This is a genomic window from Pseudoduganella plicata, from assembly GCF_004421005.1.
Taxonomy (GTDB): Bacteria; Pseudomonadota; Gammaproteobacteria; order Burkholderiales; family Burkholderiaceae_D; genus Rugamonas; species Rugamonas plicata.
The window spans coordinates 1,336,780-1,351,436 of the sequence record NZ_CP038026.1; the positions used below are offsets into that span (position 1 = coordinate 1,336,780).

At 64.8% G+C, this 14,657-nt stretch carries 7 protein-coding genes and 1 pseudogene; 5 read left to right on the forward strand and 3 right to left on the reverse strand.

Annotation, left to right across the window (positions count from 1 at the left end; all coding sequences use genetic code 11):
• Positions 1-39 precede the first annotated feature (39 nt).
• Positions 40-906, forward strand: coding sequence for an MOSC domain-containing protein (locus E1742_RS05780; RefSeq protein WP_229466552.1), 867 nt, complete (start codon positions 40-42; stop codon positions 904-906).
• A gap of 533 nt (positions 907-1,439) precedes the next feature.
• On the opposite strand, the pseudogene xth reads toward E1742_RS05780, so the two are convergent.
• Positions 1,440-2,207, reverse strand: a pseudogene (xth, locus tag E1742_RS05785) (exodeoxyribonuclease III); the annotation flags it as partial.
• 171 nt (positions 2,208-2,378) lie between these two features.
• Here xth and E1742_RS05790 point away from each other — a divergent pair.
• The 3 genes from E1742_RS05790 (at position 2,379) to E1742_RS05800 (ending at position 10,755) form a co-directional block, all read left to right on the forward strand.
• The gene (locus tag E1742_RS05790) at positions 2,379-4,466 is read left to right on the forward strand and encodes a prolyl oligopeptidase family serine peptidase (RefSeq protein WP_134383965.1); all 2,088 of its coding nucleotides are present in this window, start codon (positions 2,379-2,381) and stop codon (positions 4,464-4,466) included.
• Positions 4,467-5,002: 536 nt separating this feature from the next.
• On the forward strand, positions 5,003-9,892 hold the full coding sequence (locus E1742_RS05795; protein ID WP_134383966.1) for a HAMP domain-containing protein: 4,890 nt from the start codon (positions 5,003-5,005) through the stop codon (positions 9,890-9,892).
• A complete protein-coding gene (locus E1742_RS05800; protein WP_229466553.1) occupies positions 9,889-10,755 on the forward strand; it encodes a CheR family methyltransferase in 867 nt (288 codons plus the stop codon). The genes E1742_RS05795 and E1742_RS05800 overlap by 4 nt, the downstream gene beginning before the upstream one ends.
• Before the next feature lie 53 nt (positions 10,756-10,808).
• Here the strand turns inward: E1742_RS05800 and E1742_RS05805 are convergent, their stop codons facing one another.
• Positions 10,809-11,432, reverse strand: a complete 624-nt coding sequence (locus E1742_RS05805) for a glutathione S-transferase family protein (protein ID WP_134383967.1) — start codon at positions 11,430-11,432, stop codon at positions 10,809-10,811.
• 8 nt (positions 11,433-11,440) lie between these two features.
• Positions 11,441-12,139, reverse strand: coding sequence for a glutathione S-transferase family protein (locus tag E1742_RS05810; protein WP_134383968.1), 699 nt, complete (start codon positions 12,137-12,139; stop codon positions 11,441-11,443).
• A 439-nt stretch (positions 12,140-12,578) separates the two neighbouring features.
• Here E1742_RS05810 and E1742_RS05815 point away from each other — a divergent pair, with 439 nt between their 5' ends.
• The gene (locus tag E1742_RS05815; RefSeq protein WP_134383969.1) at positions 12,579-14,648 is read left to right on the forward strand and encodes a methyl-accepting chemotaxis protein; all 2,070 of its coding nucleotides are present in this window, start codon (positions 12,579-12,581) and stop codon (positions 14,646-14,648) included.
• Positions 14,649-14,657 lie beyond the last annotated feature (9 nt).

Sequence of the window (14,657 nt, forward strand, 5' to 3'; positions counted from 1 at the left end):
TACCACTGTCGTATCAAACGATAAAGCACGCCGGCCATCATGAAGAACACATTACTGGCGATCATGATGTTTGCAATGTTTACCGTTGTCCGGCGCCGTGCCGCCACCCGCTGCTACACTTGCGCCCCGATCCAGGAATTTCTCATGAAGCCGCTTGACGACCACCCGCTGCCTGAATGCCACCGCACGATGGCCCAGCCGCCAGACCGGACGCAACGATCTCCCGGCGGCGGCCACGGCACGCCGGACGCGCTAGGGCCGATCCTGGCGCTGACTGTCCGCCGCGACCCGTCGGCGGCGCCGCATGCCGTGGCTGTCGCGCATGCCGTCGCCGGCGCCGGGCTCGACAGCGATATGCATGCGGATGCGCTGTCGCCGCGGCAGGTGCTGCTTGCCGGGGCGCCGGCGTACCGCCGCCATGACCTGGCGCCCGGCACGATGCGCGAGAACATCCTGCTGGACGTGGATACGGCCACGCTGGCATCCGGCACATTGTTGCAACTGGGCGCCTCCGTCATTGTCCAACTGATGTTTCATTGCGAGGCGTGCGGCTATCTGGACGCGCGCAGCCCCGGGCTGGCCCGGGCGATCGGCCGGGAACGCGGCGTGCTCGCGCGCGTGCTGCGCGGTGGCGCCGTGCATGAAGGCGACAGCGTGCGCCGTCTCGCTACCACGCTGGCACCGTGGCCGGACGACTGGCGCGACCGGGTGGCGCGCATACTTGCCCAAGTACCCGACAGTATGGTGGTGGAGTACCGGCAACTGGCCCGCCTGGCCGGTATCCAGGCCGTCTATTGCCGCGCGCTGCCGGCGTTGGCGCGCAAGCTGGGGTTCGCCAACAGGGCCGTCGCGCAACATGCCTTGCCCGAACTGCCGCGCTGGCTCGGGGAGACAGTGTTCGATTGAACGGATACGCCATCCGGCAAGAGTTCCCGTGCAACGAAACGTGCCGGCGTCGCCACGGCTTATCCGGCCTTCGCGCGCGCAGCCGTCTTCCGGGCCGGCTTGACGCCCGCAGCGGGGCCGGCCGGCGCGGCAGACTCGGGCGTCGCCTTCGACTTGCGCTTGGCCGCCGCTTTCGCGGGTGGCGTGCCGCCGGCGGACGTCTGCGCTGCGTCCGCCTGTGCGGCAGGCGCGTTCGCCGCCGGCGTACCCTCCGCGCGCGCCTTTGTGCGGGTCTTCCTGGCCGCAGGCGCTTTGGCGGGCGGTGTCTTGCGCGTGCCAGTGCGGGCGGGCGCTGGCGCCGGGGCCGCGTCCGAGCCGGACCCGGCAACAGCAACCGCCGCGGCGAGGTCCGGACTGGCGTCGGCCTTAACCGCCTTCGCCGCCTTGTCCACAACTTTATTCTCCGCCTTGCCGGCGCTCTTGCCTGCCGCCCTGCCCGATACGGCAGTCGACGCAGCCGGGACGGTGCCGGCGTGGGCGCCCCTGGCGGCAGCCGGATCCAGCTCGATCCACGTCGGCGCATGATCGCTGGGCTTCTCGCGTCCGCGCACGTCGCGGTCCACCCCCGCCGCCTTCAGCGCCGGGGCCAGCGCTGGGCTGAGCAGCAAATGGTCGATGCGCAGGCCGGCGTCGCGGCCGTAGGCGTTGCGGAAATAATCCCAGAATGTATAGATTTTCTCGCCCGGATGCATCGTGCGCAGCGAATCCGTCCAACCCTGTGCCACGAGGCGGTGGAACGCCTCTCGCGTTTCCGGCCGGAACAGCGCATCGTCGCCCCAGCGCTCCGGCTTGTACACGTCCAGTTCCGTCGGCATCACATTGAAGTCGCCGGCCAGCACGACTTTCGCACCCGTTGCCAGCAACTGCTCGCCGCGCCGGATCAGCCGTTCGAACCATTTCAGCTTGTAGTCGAATTTCGGTCCAGGCGCCGGATTGCCGTTGGGCAGGTACAGGCAGGCAATCACGACGTCCCCCACGACAGCCTCGATGTACCGGCTCTGCTCGTCGTCCGGATCGCCCGGCAGGCCCCGTCCGATTTCCTGCGGCGGCATGCGCGACAGGATGGCCACGCCGTTCCAGCTTTTCTGGCCGTGCCAGATGGCGTGGTAACCGGCGGCGTTGATCGCCTCCAGCGGAAATTTCTCCTGCGGGGCCTTCAGTTCCTGCAGGCACGCCACATCCGGCTGCTTTTCCTCCAGCCATTGCAGCAGGGCCGGCAGGCGGCTGCCGATACCGTTGACGTTGAAAGTGGCGATGCGCATGCGTTCTCCGCAGAATAGACAATAAGGACAGTGAAATATAAACGGGCTGACAATATTGCCCAAGCACTATTGTGAGCCCGACAGGGCGTCCGATGCCGCACGACTGGCAAGCGCCCTGCCGGCCACCCACGGCTGGTGTAAAGTACGCGATCCGAACCGACTGGAATACAGATGAGCTTACGCCCGAACCGCCACCGCAAACTCGCCGCCGACATGCCGGACGCCACGGCCGGCAATGCCGACGCCGCCGACGATCCGTATCTCTGGCTGGAGGAAGTCGAAGGCGACGGTCCGCTGGCCTGGGTCAGGCAGCAGAATACCGTGGCGCTGGACGAGCTGCAGGGCCATCCGGACCATGAGCCGCTGCGGGCCCGCCTGCAGGCCATCCTGGATTCGGACGAGCGTATTCCGTACGTGCGCAAGCACGGCGAGTTTTTCTATAACTTCTGGCGCGATGCCGGGCACGTGCGCGGGCTGTGGCGCCGTACGACGCTGGCGCAGTACCAGCAGGCGACGCCGCAGTGGGAAACCGTGCTCGACCTCGACGCGCTGGCCGCGGACGAAGGCGAAAACTGGGTCTGGCATGGTGTCACGTCGCTGTACCCGGAAGGCAGGCGCTGCCTGATCTCGCTGTCGCGCGGCGGCGGCGATGCGGCCGCCGTACGCGAGTTCGACACGGTGTCCCGCGCCTTCGTCACCGATGGCTTCAACCTGCCGGAGGCGAAAAGCGACGTCGCATGGATCGATGCGGACACCATTTTCGTCTCGACCGATTTCGGGCCGGGCTCGCTGACGTCGTCCGGGTACCCGCGCATCGTCAAGGAATGGCGCCGCGGTACGCCGCTGGACGCCGCGCGCACGCTGTACGAGGCGCAAGCCGACGACCTCGGCGTGGGCGCCTACAAGGATTTCACGCCAGGCCACAGCTGGCAGTTCATCTCGCGGCAGATCGACTTTTATACGAGCGAACTGTTCCTGCGCGACGGCGCGGCGCTGACCAAAATCGACAAGCCGGCGGACGCGAACGCCTATACGGTACGCGATCAGCTGGTCATCGACCTGCGCTCGGCCTGGACGGTGGCCGGCACGACCTACCCGCAGGGCGCCCTGCTGGCCGCCGACCTGCGCCGCTTCCTGCAGGGCGAGCGCCGCTTCGACGTGCTGTTCGTGCCGACCGACACGACGTCGCTTGACGGCGTGTCCGCCACCCGCTCGGTGCTGCTGCTCAACGAACTGGACAATGTGCGCAACCGCCTTGTCGAGCTGCGCCACGTGGACGGCGCGTGGCAGCGCCGCGAAGTCGCCACGCCCGCCTTCGGCACGCTGGACGTGGCGCCGCTGGACGATATCGGCTCCGACCAGTATTTCCTTACTGTAAATGATTTCCTGCACCCTACCACGCTGTATCTGGCCGAGGCGGGGCATGACGAAAGAAGTGTCATCAAGTCGCTGCCGGGCTTCTTCGACGCGCACGGGCTGACGGTCGCACAGCACCACGCCGTCTCGCGCGACGGCACGGCCGTGCCCTACTTTGTCGTCATGGCGCGGGATACGGAGCTCGACGGCAGCAACCCGACGGTGCTGTACGGCTATGGCGGCTTCGAGGTGTCGCTCAAACCCTTCTACAGCGGCGTGACGGGCGCGGCATGGCTGAGCGAAGGCGGCGTCTATGTGCTGGCCAATATCCGCGGCGGCGGCGAATTCGGTCCCCGCTGGCACCAGGCGGCGTTGAAGGAAAACCGCCAGTGCGCGTTCGACGACTTCATCGCGGTGGCCGAGGACCTGATCCGCCGCGGCATTACCACGCCCGCTCACCTGGGCATCATGGGCGGCAGCAATGGCGGCCTGCTGGTGGGCGCTGCGCTGACGCAGCGTCCCGAGCTGTTCGGCGCCGTCGTCTGCCAGGTGCCCCTGCTCGACATGCGGCGCTACAGCCAGCTGCTGGCGGGCGCCTCGTGGATGGGCGAGTACGGCGATCCGGACGATCCGGACCAGTGGGCGTACATCGGCCGTTATTCGCCGTATCAGAACGTCTCGGCCAGCAAGCAATATCCGCGCGTACTGTTCACCACCTCCACGCGCGACGACCGCGTCCACCCCGGCCACGCCCGCAAGATGGTGGCCAGGATGCAGGAACAGGGCCACGACGTGCTGTACTGGGAAAACCTGGAAGGCGGCCACGCCGGCGCGGCCAATAACGAGCAGCAGGCGCGCATGTGGGCATTGACCTATACGTTCCTGCGCCACCAGCTCAGGTAGCGTGCGTGCATTGGACTCGTGCCTCCCACGCGGCCGGGCAGCGCGGGGAGGCACCCGCGTTCCATTACCGACAACCACCACCCGGCAGCAACCAACCGTACGCCCGGACCGCCGGGTGCTGCGTTATGCTAGGAAATTGTTTCCGGTTTTCACGTCAATATTGGTAAACTAAGCCCTTCCCGAGGGGTGCTGGACTTGACTGCCTCCCGTTACGGCGTATTGTCGGACGGGCGGAAAACTGGAAGCCTTTGGCAATGTGGCTCGGGTGGCGCTGTCGTGTATATTCCCAATCTATTTCTCAGTAGTAGAGTTCCCGCCTGGCCACCGGCGCGGATCGGCATGCCGGCGGACGGCTTCCGCCGGCGTTGTCACGCCCGTACGCAGTCCGCGGTCGTTTTCACCACCTCCACTTATTCCGATGACAATGCCCACAGCGCGCCCGCCGCGCCGTCCGCGCGCCCCGTCGACCGGGACAATCTGCCGCACGGCCGGCGCATGCGCCGGCCACCATATACTTTTCCAAGAGGGAAGCGTCAATGAACGACATGACCGAATTGCCTGAAGAGCTGGACCTGAAGCTGATCCTGTCCACCTTGATGGCATTGAAAAAGGGCGATTTCACCGCACGCATGCCGTCCGACTGGACCGGCGTGTCGGGCAAGATCGCCGATACGCTCAACGACATCATCGAGACCAACGAGCGCATCGTCCGGTCCGTGACGGAAACGAGCCGCGTGGTGGGCCGCGAAGGCCGCCTGACGCAGCGAGCCCCGGTGACGAACGTCTCCGGCGGCTGGGCAACGATCATCAGCGCCGTCAACACGCTGATCGACGACCTGGTGCGCCCGACCACGGAGATGGCACGGGTCATCGGTGCCGTGGCGAAGGGCGACCTGTCGCAGACGATGGCACTGGAGGTGGATGGCCACCCGCTGAAGGGACAGTACCTGCGCGCCGCGACGACGGCGAACACGATGGTGGAACAGCTGCTGTCGTTCTCCTCCGAGGTGACGCGCGTGGCGCGGGAGGTTGGTACGGAGGGCAAGCTGGGCGGCCAGGCGCAGGTGAAAGGCGTCGCGGGCACGTGGAAGGATCTGACCGACTCGGTCAACTCGATGGCAGGCAACCTGACGTCGCAGGTGCGTAACATCGCCGAGGTGACGACCGCCGTGGCCAACGGCGACCTGTCGAAAAAGATCACGGTGGACGTGCGCGGCGAGATCCTGCAGCTGAAGGACACCATCAACGTCATGGTGGACCAGCTGCGCTCGTTTGCTTCCGAGGTGACGCGCGTCGCGCGCGAGGTCGGCACGGAGGGCAAGCTGGGCGGCCAGGCGTACGTGCCGGGCGTGGGCGGCACGTGGAAGGACTTGACGGACAACGTCAATTTCATGGCGTCGAACCTGACGGGCCAGGTGCGTAACATCGCGGCGGTGACCACCGCCGTGGCGAACGGCGACCTGTCCAAGAAGATCACGGTGGACGTCAAAGGCGAGATTCTCGAACTGAAGAACACCATCAACGTGATGGTGGACCAGCTCTCGTCGTTCGCTTCGGAGGTGACGCGCGTGGCGCGGGAAGTCGGGACGGAAGGCAAGCTCGGAGGGCAAGCACAAGTAAAAGGCGTGGCCGGTACGTGGAAGGACTTGACCGACTCCGTGAACTCGATGGCCGGTAACCTGACGGGCCAGGTTCGCAACATCGCGGACGTGACGACGGCCGTGGCCAACGGTGACCTGTCGAAGAAGATCACGGTGGACGTGAAAGGCGAGATTCTCGAGCTGAAAAACACCATCAACGTGATGGTCGACCAGCTGAACTCCTTCGCCTCGGAAGTCACGCGCGTGGCGCGCGAGGTGGGTACCGAAGGCAAGCTGGGTGGCCAGGCCAACGTGCCGGGTGTCGCGGGCACGTGGAAGGACTTGACGGAAAACGTCAACCAGCTGGCCGGCAACCTGACGGGCCAGGTGCGCAACATCGCCGAAGTGACGACCGCCGTGGCCAACGGCGACCTGTCGAAGAAGATCACGGTGGACGTCAAGGGCGAGATTCTCGAGCTGAAAAACACGATCAACGTGATGGTCGACCAGCTGTCGTCGTTCGCCTCCGAAGTGACCCGCGTCGCGCGCGAGGTGGGGACGGAAGGCAAGCTCGGAGGGCAAGCTTACGTGCCGGGCGTGGGCGGCACGTGGAAGGACTTGACGGACAATGTCAACTTCATGGCCTCGAACCTGACGGGCCAGGTGCGTAACATCGCGGCCGTGACCACCGCCGTGGCGCGTGGCGACCTGTCGAAAAAGATCACCGTGGACGTGAAAGGCGAGATTCTCGAACTGAAGGACACCATCAACGTGATGGTGGACCAGCTGTCGTCGTTCGCGTCGGAAGTGACGCGGGTGGCGCGCGAGGTGGGTACGGAAGGCAAGCTGGGTGGCCAGGCCAACGTGCCCGGTGTCGCGGGCACGTGGAAGGACTTGACGGAAAACGTCAACCAGCTGGCGGCCAACCTGACCAACCAGATGCGCGCGATCGGCGAAGTGGCGACGGCCGTGACGCGGGGCGACCTGTCCCGCTCCATCCAGGTCGAAGCGCGCGGCGAGGTCTCGTACCTGAAGGACAACATCAACGAGATGATCCGCAACCTGAAGGAAACCACGCAGAAGAACGCGCAGCAGGACTGGCTGAAGACCAACCTGGCGCGCTTCACCCGGCTGCTGCAGGGCCAGCGCGACCTGCAGGCGGTGACGAAACTGATCCTGTCCGAGCTGGCGCCGCTGGTGTCGGCGCACCACGGCGTGTTCTACATGATGGACTCGCAGCTGGACGACGCGCGCCTGCGCATGATCGCCAGCTACGGTTACCGTTCCAGCCGCAAGCTGCCGACGTCGTTCCTGCCGGGCGAAGGCCTGGTCGGCCAGTGCGCGCTGGAGAAGGTGCGCATCTGGCTGACGGACGTGCCGCGCGATTACATCGTCGTCTCGTCCGGCCTTGGCGCGGCGCCGCCGACCAACATCGTCGTGCTGCCGATCCTGTTCGAACAGCAGGTCAAGGCCGTCATCGAGATCGCCTCGCTCGACCGCTTCACGGAAACCCACCTGTCGTTCCTCGACCAGCTGATGGAATCGATCGGCGTCGTGCTGAACACCATCGAGGCGAACAGCCGTACCGAGTCGCTGCTGACGCAGTCGCAGTCCCTCGCCCAGGAACTGCAGCAGACCAACCAGGAGCTGGCGGAGAAGGCGCGCCTGCTGTCCGAGCAGAACATCGAGGTGGAGCGCAAGAACCGCGAGGTGGAGCAGGCCAAGCTGGCGCTGGAGGAAAAGGCGACGCAGCTGGCGCTGTCGTCGAAATACAAGTCCGAATTCCTGGCGAATATGTCGCACGAGCTGCGCACGCCATTGAACTCGCTGCTGATCCTGGCGCAGCAGCTGGGCGACAACCCTGAGGGCAACCTGTCGGGCAAGCAGGTGGAGTTCGCCAAGACCATCCACGGCTCCGGCTCCGACCTGCTGACGCTCATCAACGACATTCTCGACCTGTCGAAGATCGAATCCGGCACCGTCACGCTGGACGTGTCGGAGTACCGCTTTGCCAACCTGCGCAACTACGTGGACCGTACCTTCCGCCACATGGCCGAAGCAAAGCACCTGGGCTTCACGGTGGCGCTGGCGGAGAACCTGCCGACCTCCCTGATGACGGACACGACGCGCCTGCAGCAGGTGCTGAAAAACCTGTTGTCCAATGCCTTCAAATTCACGTCGCACGGCCAGGTCTCGCTGGAGATCGGCCTGGTCGGCGGCGGCTGGAGCCTGGACAACCCGAACCTGGCCAATGCGGACGCCGTGCTGGCATTTTCCGTCAGTGACACGGGGGTTGGTATCGCCTCCGACAAGCTGCAGCTGATCTTCGAAGCGTTCCAGCAGGCCGACGGCTCGACCGCCCGCAAGTACGGCGGCACGGGCCTGGGCCTGTCGATCTCGCGCGAGCTTGCGCGCCTCCTGGGTGGCGAGATCCGCGTCGAATCGACTGTGGGCAGCGGCTCCACGTTCACGCTGTTCCTGCCGTATAACCGCGCCGGCTTCGTCAACTACGAGCAGCCCCGCCCTGCGCCGCAACGCATGGCGCCGCTGCCGCCGAAGGTCATCTACAGCCAGAGCGTCACGGACGTGGACGTGATCGAACACCGGTCGCCCGCGGACGGGGACGGCGAAACCTACAGCTCGACGATCGACGACCGCGGCCTGACGGCGCCCGGGGACCCGTCCGTGCTGATCATCGAGGACGACGAGCGCTTCGCCAAGGTCGTGCTGGACTTCGCCCGCGAGAAGAACTTCAAGGGCATCGTCATCCACCAGGGCGATTCGGCGCTGTCGCTGGCGCGCGACTACCTGCCGTCGGCCATCCTGCTGGACCTGGACCTGCCGGACATCGACGGCTTCACGGTGCTGGACCGCCTGAAGCGCGATCCGAGCACGCGCCACATCCCGGTGCACGTGATGTCCGCGTCGCGCGAGCGCGAACGGGCGCTGCGCTCGGGGGCCATCTCGTTCATGAACAAGCCGGTGGACAAGGACGCGCTGCAGGAGCAGTTCACGCGCATCCAGAAATTCCTGATGGGCGGCAAGCGCAGCCTGCTGGTCGTCGATGACGAACAGGGCCAGCGCGACTCGATCGTCGCGCTGATTGGCGAGGGCGACGTCGACATCCAGGCCGTCGGCACGGGCGAGGAGGCGCTGGCGGCGCTGCGCACCAGTCATTTCGACTGCATGGTGCTGGACCTGACGCTCCCCGACATCTCCGGCTTCGAGCTGCTCGACATCATCGGCAAGGACATCAAGCTGCGCGACCTGCCCGTCGTCATCAACACGGCGAAAGAGCTGGACAAGAAGGAAGTAGCCAAGCTCAAACGCTACGCCAAAACGATCGTCATCAAGGACGCACGCTCGCCGGAACGCCTGCTGGACGAGACGGCGCTGTTCCTGCACCGCTCGCAGGCCAACCTGCCGGAAGCGCAGCGGCGCATGCTGGAACAGGTGCACGCTGCCGATTCCGGACTGGCCGGCCGCAAGGTGCTGATCGTCGACGACGACCTGCGCAACATCTTCGCCTTGTCCTCGCTGCTGGAGCGACAGCAGATGCACGTGTCGTTCGCGGAGAACGGCCGCGACGGCATCGAGGTGCTGGAACGCGATCCGGCCATCGAGATCGTCCTGATGGACATCATGATGCCGGAGATGGACGGCTACGACACGATGCGGGCCATCCGCCGCATTCCGAAGTTCCGTTCGCTGCCCATCATCACGCTGACGGCAAAGGCGATGAAGGGCGACCGCGACAAGTGCATTGCCGCGGGCGCTTCCGACTACATCACCAAACCGGTGGACGTCGCTCAGCTGCTGTCGCTGATGCGCGTCTGGCTGCATTGAGCACGCGCGAGCTGAGCGTGCCGCCGGGCGACGCGCGACACGCCTGCCTGCCCGAGGTCGAAGAACTGGAACTGGAGCTGCTGCTGGAGGCGTTGGTGCAGCGCTTCGGTTTCGACTTCCGCACGCACGAGCGCACCGCATTGAAGCGCAAGCTGTTCGCATTGCGCCAGCGGCGCGGCCTGCACACCCTGTCGCAGCTTCAGGATCGTGTGCTGCACGACGTGGCGACGTCGTCCGCGCTGCTGCGGGCACTTTCCGTGCAGCCGGCGTCGATGTTCGACGATCCGCTCGAAGCTTCTCAGTTCGCTGCGGTGGCGGAACACTGCCTGCCCGGCGCGCCGCTGCCGAAGATCTGGCTGGCCGACTGCGCCGGCGCCGAACAGGCGTGGACCGTAGCCGTGCTGCTGGCGGAACGGGAGCTGCTGGGCAGAGTCGAGATTTATGCGACGGTGGCCAGCGACGCGCTGCTGGAGGAAGCGCTGTCGGCGACGATCGCGCCGGCGCTGATGGGAAGCTACCAGCGCAGCTATGAGCAGGCCGGGGGCACGGGGCGGCTGGCGGATTACTTCCAGTGCGACGGCGACGCACTGGTACCGCTGCCGCAGCTGCGCAGCCGCATCACGTGGGCACAGTACAACCTCGTCACGGATTCGTCGTTCAACGAGTTCCAGCTGATTGTCTGCCGCCGCGCCCTGCCCGACTTCGGCCCGCTGCTGCGGCATCGCGTGCTGCAGCTGTTCCACGACAGCCTGGCCGTCTTCGGCGTGCTGGGCATCGACCGGGAGATCGATGCCGGCGAGCGGCTGGGCGGGCAATATCAGCAGCTTCTGGCGCGGCAGCCCTGGTACAGGCGGGTCGGCTGAGCGACCCCGCCGGCCGCTCGGGGGCCGGCGGGGGATACCCCGGTCTGGCCGCGTCAGGCCCCGGCCGAAGAAGCCGGCCGCTGCGCAATCCGGTCCCGCCACGCCTGCACGTTGACAAACCCCTCCTGCCCGGGACGGAACTTCATCAGCCCGCGAGCAAACTCCAGCGCGCAGAACGCCGTGATGTCGGCAATGGTGTAGCGCTCCCCTGCCACATACGGCTGGCGCGCCAGCACCTCGTCGAGCCAGCGCACCGTGTCGCGCACGCGCTCGCCCTGCACGGCACCGAACTGGGGGAACTGCGGACTCTCCAGCATCGCCAGACCGGGATGGGTGTGCCGCACACAATTGGCGATGCCGGCAAACAGGTGCAGTTCCATGCGCCGGTCGGCCATTTCGATGAATGCCCGCTCGGTGGCATCGCGCCCCATCAGATTCGGTTCCGGCTGCAGCCCTTCCAGATACGTACAGATGGCGCGCGTCTCGGCCAGCACCCGGCCGTCGTCCAGTTCAAGTGCGGGGACGCGCCCGAACGGATTGCGCGCCAAAAACTCGGCCGAGCGGTGCTCGAGCTTGCCAAGATCCACGGTCTGTTGTGGAATCCGCAATTCCTTCTCTGCAATAAATATTGCTACGCGGCGAGGGTTTGGCGCGCGAAAGCTCATGTATAATTTCACGCGTTCCCCTAGCGCGATTGTCCGGTTTCCAGCATGTTGCGGGCGTTTGCCGCCATCCTGGCCGCCTGATCGTCGTTTTCCGCCCTGTCCAGCACATCCGACGGCGGCAACGTGACGCCGCGCTGAACGGCAGGACGTTCGCCAATGGCTTTCAGCCAGCGTTGCAGGTTGGGCAGGTCGTCGATGGCAACGCCGGACCATTTGTGCGTGCGTACCCAGGCATAGTTGGCGATGTCGGCAATCGAATAGTCGCCGGCCAGGTATTCGTTGTTCTGCAGATGGCCGTCCAGCACGCGGAACAGGCGCTTCGTCTCGCCCTGGTAGCGGTCGATGGCCGGTTGCAGCTTTTCGGGGAAATAACGGTGGAACACATTGGCCTGACCCATCATCGGACCGACGCCGCCCATCTGGAACATCAGCCATTGCAGCACGCGCGAGCGGCCTTCGGCATCGGTGGGCATGAGGCGTCCGGTTTTCTCCGCCAGGTAGATGAGGATCGCGCCGGATTCGAATACCGCGAAGTTGTCGTTGGCGCGGTCGACGATCGCGGGGATCCGGCCATTGGGGTTAATGTTGAGGAACCAGGGCTGTTTCTGTTCGCCGGCGGACAGGTCAAGAACGTGCAGCGTGTACTGCAGCTCCAGTTCTTCCAATGCAATAGAAATCTTGTGACCGTTCGGTGTCGCCGCAGTATATAGGTCGATCATGTTATCTCCAATGAATTGTACGAATTACAAATCATAGCGCCGATTTGGTCGGAGTGTCATTTCGATACAACAGGATATTAAAAGTTTTAGGCAAAAAAAGACCGGCCGCAATCTGAGGAGGGGACCGGTCAAAACGCTTTCTATTATGAGAGCGCGGGGATAGCACTGCAACTGCGGCCCGGATCGCGTCGCGGAGACGAGATCGAGGCCCATGAAATCGTGCCGGATTTGAGGAATCCGGCAACCTGCCGCTCAACAATAATTGCGCGGTACGGGTTACACTTTGCCTGGTTTCATTCTCCTCAGGCTTAGGACTTCATTAAGGAAAGAAGAAAACGTTTCAAAACTGGTATCAATGGAAACCAGACGGAGCGCCGGTGATGCGGCAGCGCCCGCGGATGCCTCAAACGTTTTGAAGCTTCAAAACTAAGGAAAAGACATGAATAAACAATCGATACATCCCAATACCTGGAGCGTGGGTACCCGCATCACCCTGCTCACCTTTGCGCTGATCAGCCTCGTACTCACCTGCCTGATCGTCGTCATCAGCGTCGGCACCGGCCGCCTGCTGGAACAGCGCGCGACCGAAGCGGTCGGCCAGGAACTCAACGGCGTGAAGAACATGGTCGACCTGTTCAACACCGCGGTCACCAGCGAAGCCGGCAGTTTTGCCAAGCTGCTGACTGCACAGTTCGATAACAAGTATACGCTCGACACGGAAAACATCATTGAGGTAGGCGGCAAGCCGGCCCCGACGCTGAAAGACGGCGATCACGTCATCAATAACGACTTCGCCATCCCGGACCGCTTTACGGCGCAGAGCGGCGGCAACGCCACGATCTTTGCCGTCACGGGCGAGGACTTCATCCGTGTCTCGACATCGGTCAAGAAGGAAGACGGCAACCGCGCCGTCGGAACGATGCTCGACCGCACGCACCCGGGGTACGCCCTGCTGCGCGCCGGCCAGAGCTACGTTGGCCTGGCCACGCTGTTCGGCAAGCCCCACATCACCCGCTACGATCCCATTCGCGACGCTTCCGGCAAGGTCGTGGGTGTCCTGTACGTGGGCATCGACGTGTCGAAGGAAATGGCCACGCTCAAGGAGCGTATCCGCTCGATCAAGGTCGGCCAGACGGGCTACTTCTACGTGCTGAACGCCACGCCAGGCGCAAGCCTGGGCAAGCTGATCGTGCACCCGAAGCTTGAAGGCGAGAGCATTCTGGAATCCAAGGACGCCGACGGCAATGCGTTCGTCCGCGAGATGCTGGAGAAAAGAGAAGGCGTGACGCACTACCCGTGGATGAACCCGGGCGAAACGGAGCCGCGCGTGAAGCTGGCCGTTTACTCTTACTTCAAAGACTGGAACTGGGTCATCGTCGGCGGCGCCTACGTGGACGAGATCACCGCCGAAGCGGCAGCGTTGCGCAACCGTTACGTGCTGATGGGTCTGGTGGCGTTGTTCGTCTTCTCCGCTCTGCTGTACGTCACCGTGCGTCGCTATATCTCCCGCCCATTGGCCGAAGTGGAACAGGCCGCCACCCAGATCGCTGCCGGCGACCTGACGGTGCAGCTCGAAGTGCGCGGCAACGATGAAATCGCCCGCCTGAAGCAGGCGATGAACGGCATCAGCCACAACCTGTCGTCCGTCGTCGGCAAGGTACGCAGCGGCGCCGAACATATCGCGTCCGCCTCCAGCCAGATCGCCAGCGGCAACCAGGACCTGTGCTCGCGCACCGAACAGCAGGCAGGCGAGCTGGAACAGACCGCCAGCTCGATGGAAGAACTGACGTCCACCGTGCGCCAGAACTCGGACAACGCCCGCCAGGCCAACCAGCTGGCGCAGAGCGCATCCGACGTCGCAGCCCGCGGCGGCGCCGTCGTCGCCCAGGTGGTCCAGACGATGGGTTCGATCAATACGTCGTCGCAGAAGATCGTCGACATCATCGGCGTTATCGACGGCATCGCGTTCCAGACCAACATCCTGGCGCTGAACGCCGCCGTGGAAGCGGCCCGTGCGGGCGAACAGGGCCGCGGCTTCGCCGTCGTGGCTGGCGAAGTGCGTACGCTGGCACAGCGCAGCGCCGCCGCCGCCCGCGAAATCAAGGGCCTGATCAGCAACTCGGTGGGCCAGGTCGAAGCGGGCAGCCGCCTGGTCGAACAGGCCGGCACGACCATGGACGAAGTGGTCAACAGCGTGCGCCGCGTAACCGACATCATGGCCGAGATCCGCAGTGCCAGCGAGGAGCAGACGGCCGGCATCGAGCAGGTCAACACGGCCATCACGCACATGGACCACGTGACGCAGCAAAACGCGGCCCTGGTCGAGGAAGCTGCCGCCGCGGCCAGCGCGATGCAGGATGAAGCTGCCGGCCTGGCGCAGATGGTGCGTCAGTTCCGCCTGGAGGAGGATCTGGCGGGGGCAAAAAAAACCCGCGTCGGGGACGCGGGAAAAAAATTCCAAATCGGGAGAGATTTGAAAGAGCAAGGCAATCTTCTCACGTCAAAATGACGGCCGTGT

What these genes read in the sequence shown, in the direction of transcription:
- E1742_RS05780 (WP_229466552.1), top strand. Translation starts at nt 40, where the DNA reads ATGAAGAACACATTACTGGCGATCATGATGTTTGCAATGTTTACCGTT.
- E1742_RS05790 (WP_134383965.1), top strand. Translation starts at nt 2,379, where the DNA reads ATGAGCTTACGCCCGAACCGCCACCGCAAACTCGCCGCCGACATGCCG.
- E1742_RS05795 (WP_134383966.1), top strand. Translation starts at nt 5,003, where the DNA reads ATGAACGACATGACCGAATTGCCTGAAGAGCTGGACCTGAAGCTGATC.
- E1742_RS05810 (WP_134383968.1), bottom strand. Translation starts at nt 12,139, where the DNA reads ATGATCGACCTATATACTGCGGCGACACCGAACGGTCACAAGATTTCT.
- E1742_RS05815 (WP_134383969.1), top strand. Translation starts at nt 12,579, where the DNA reads ATGAATAAACAATCGATACATCCCAATACCTGGAGCGTGGGTACCCGC.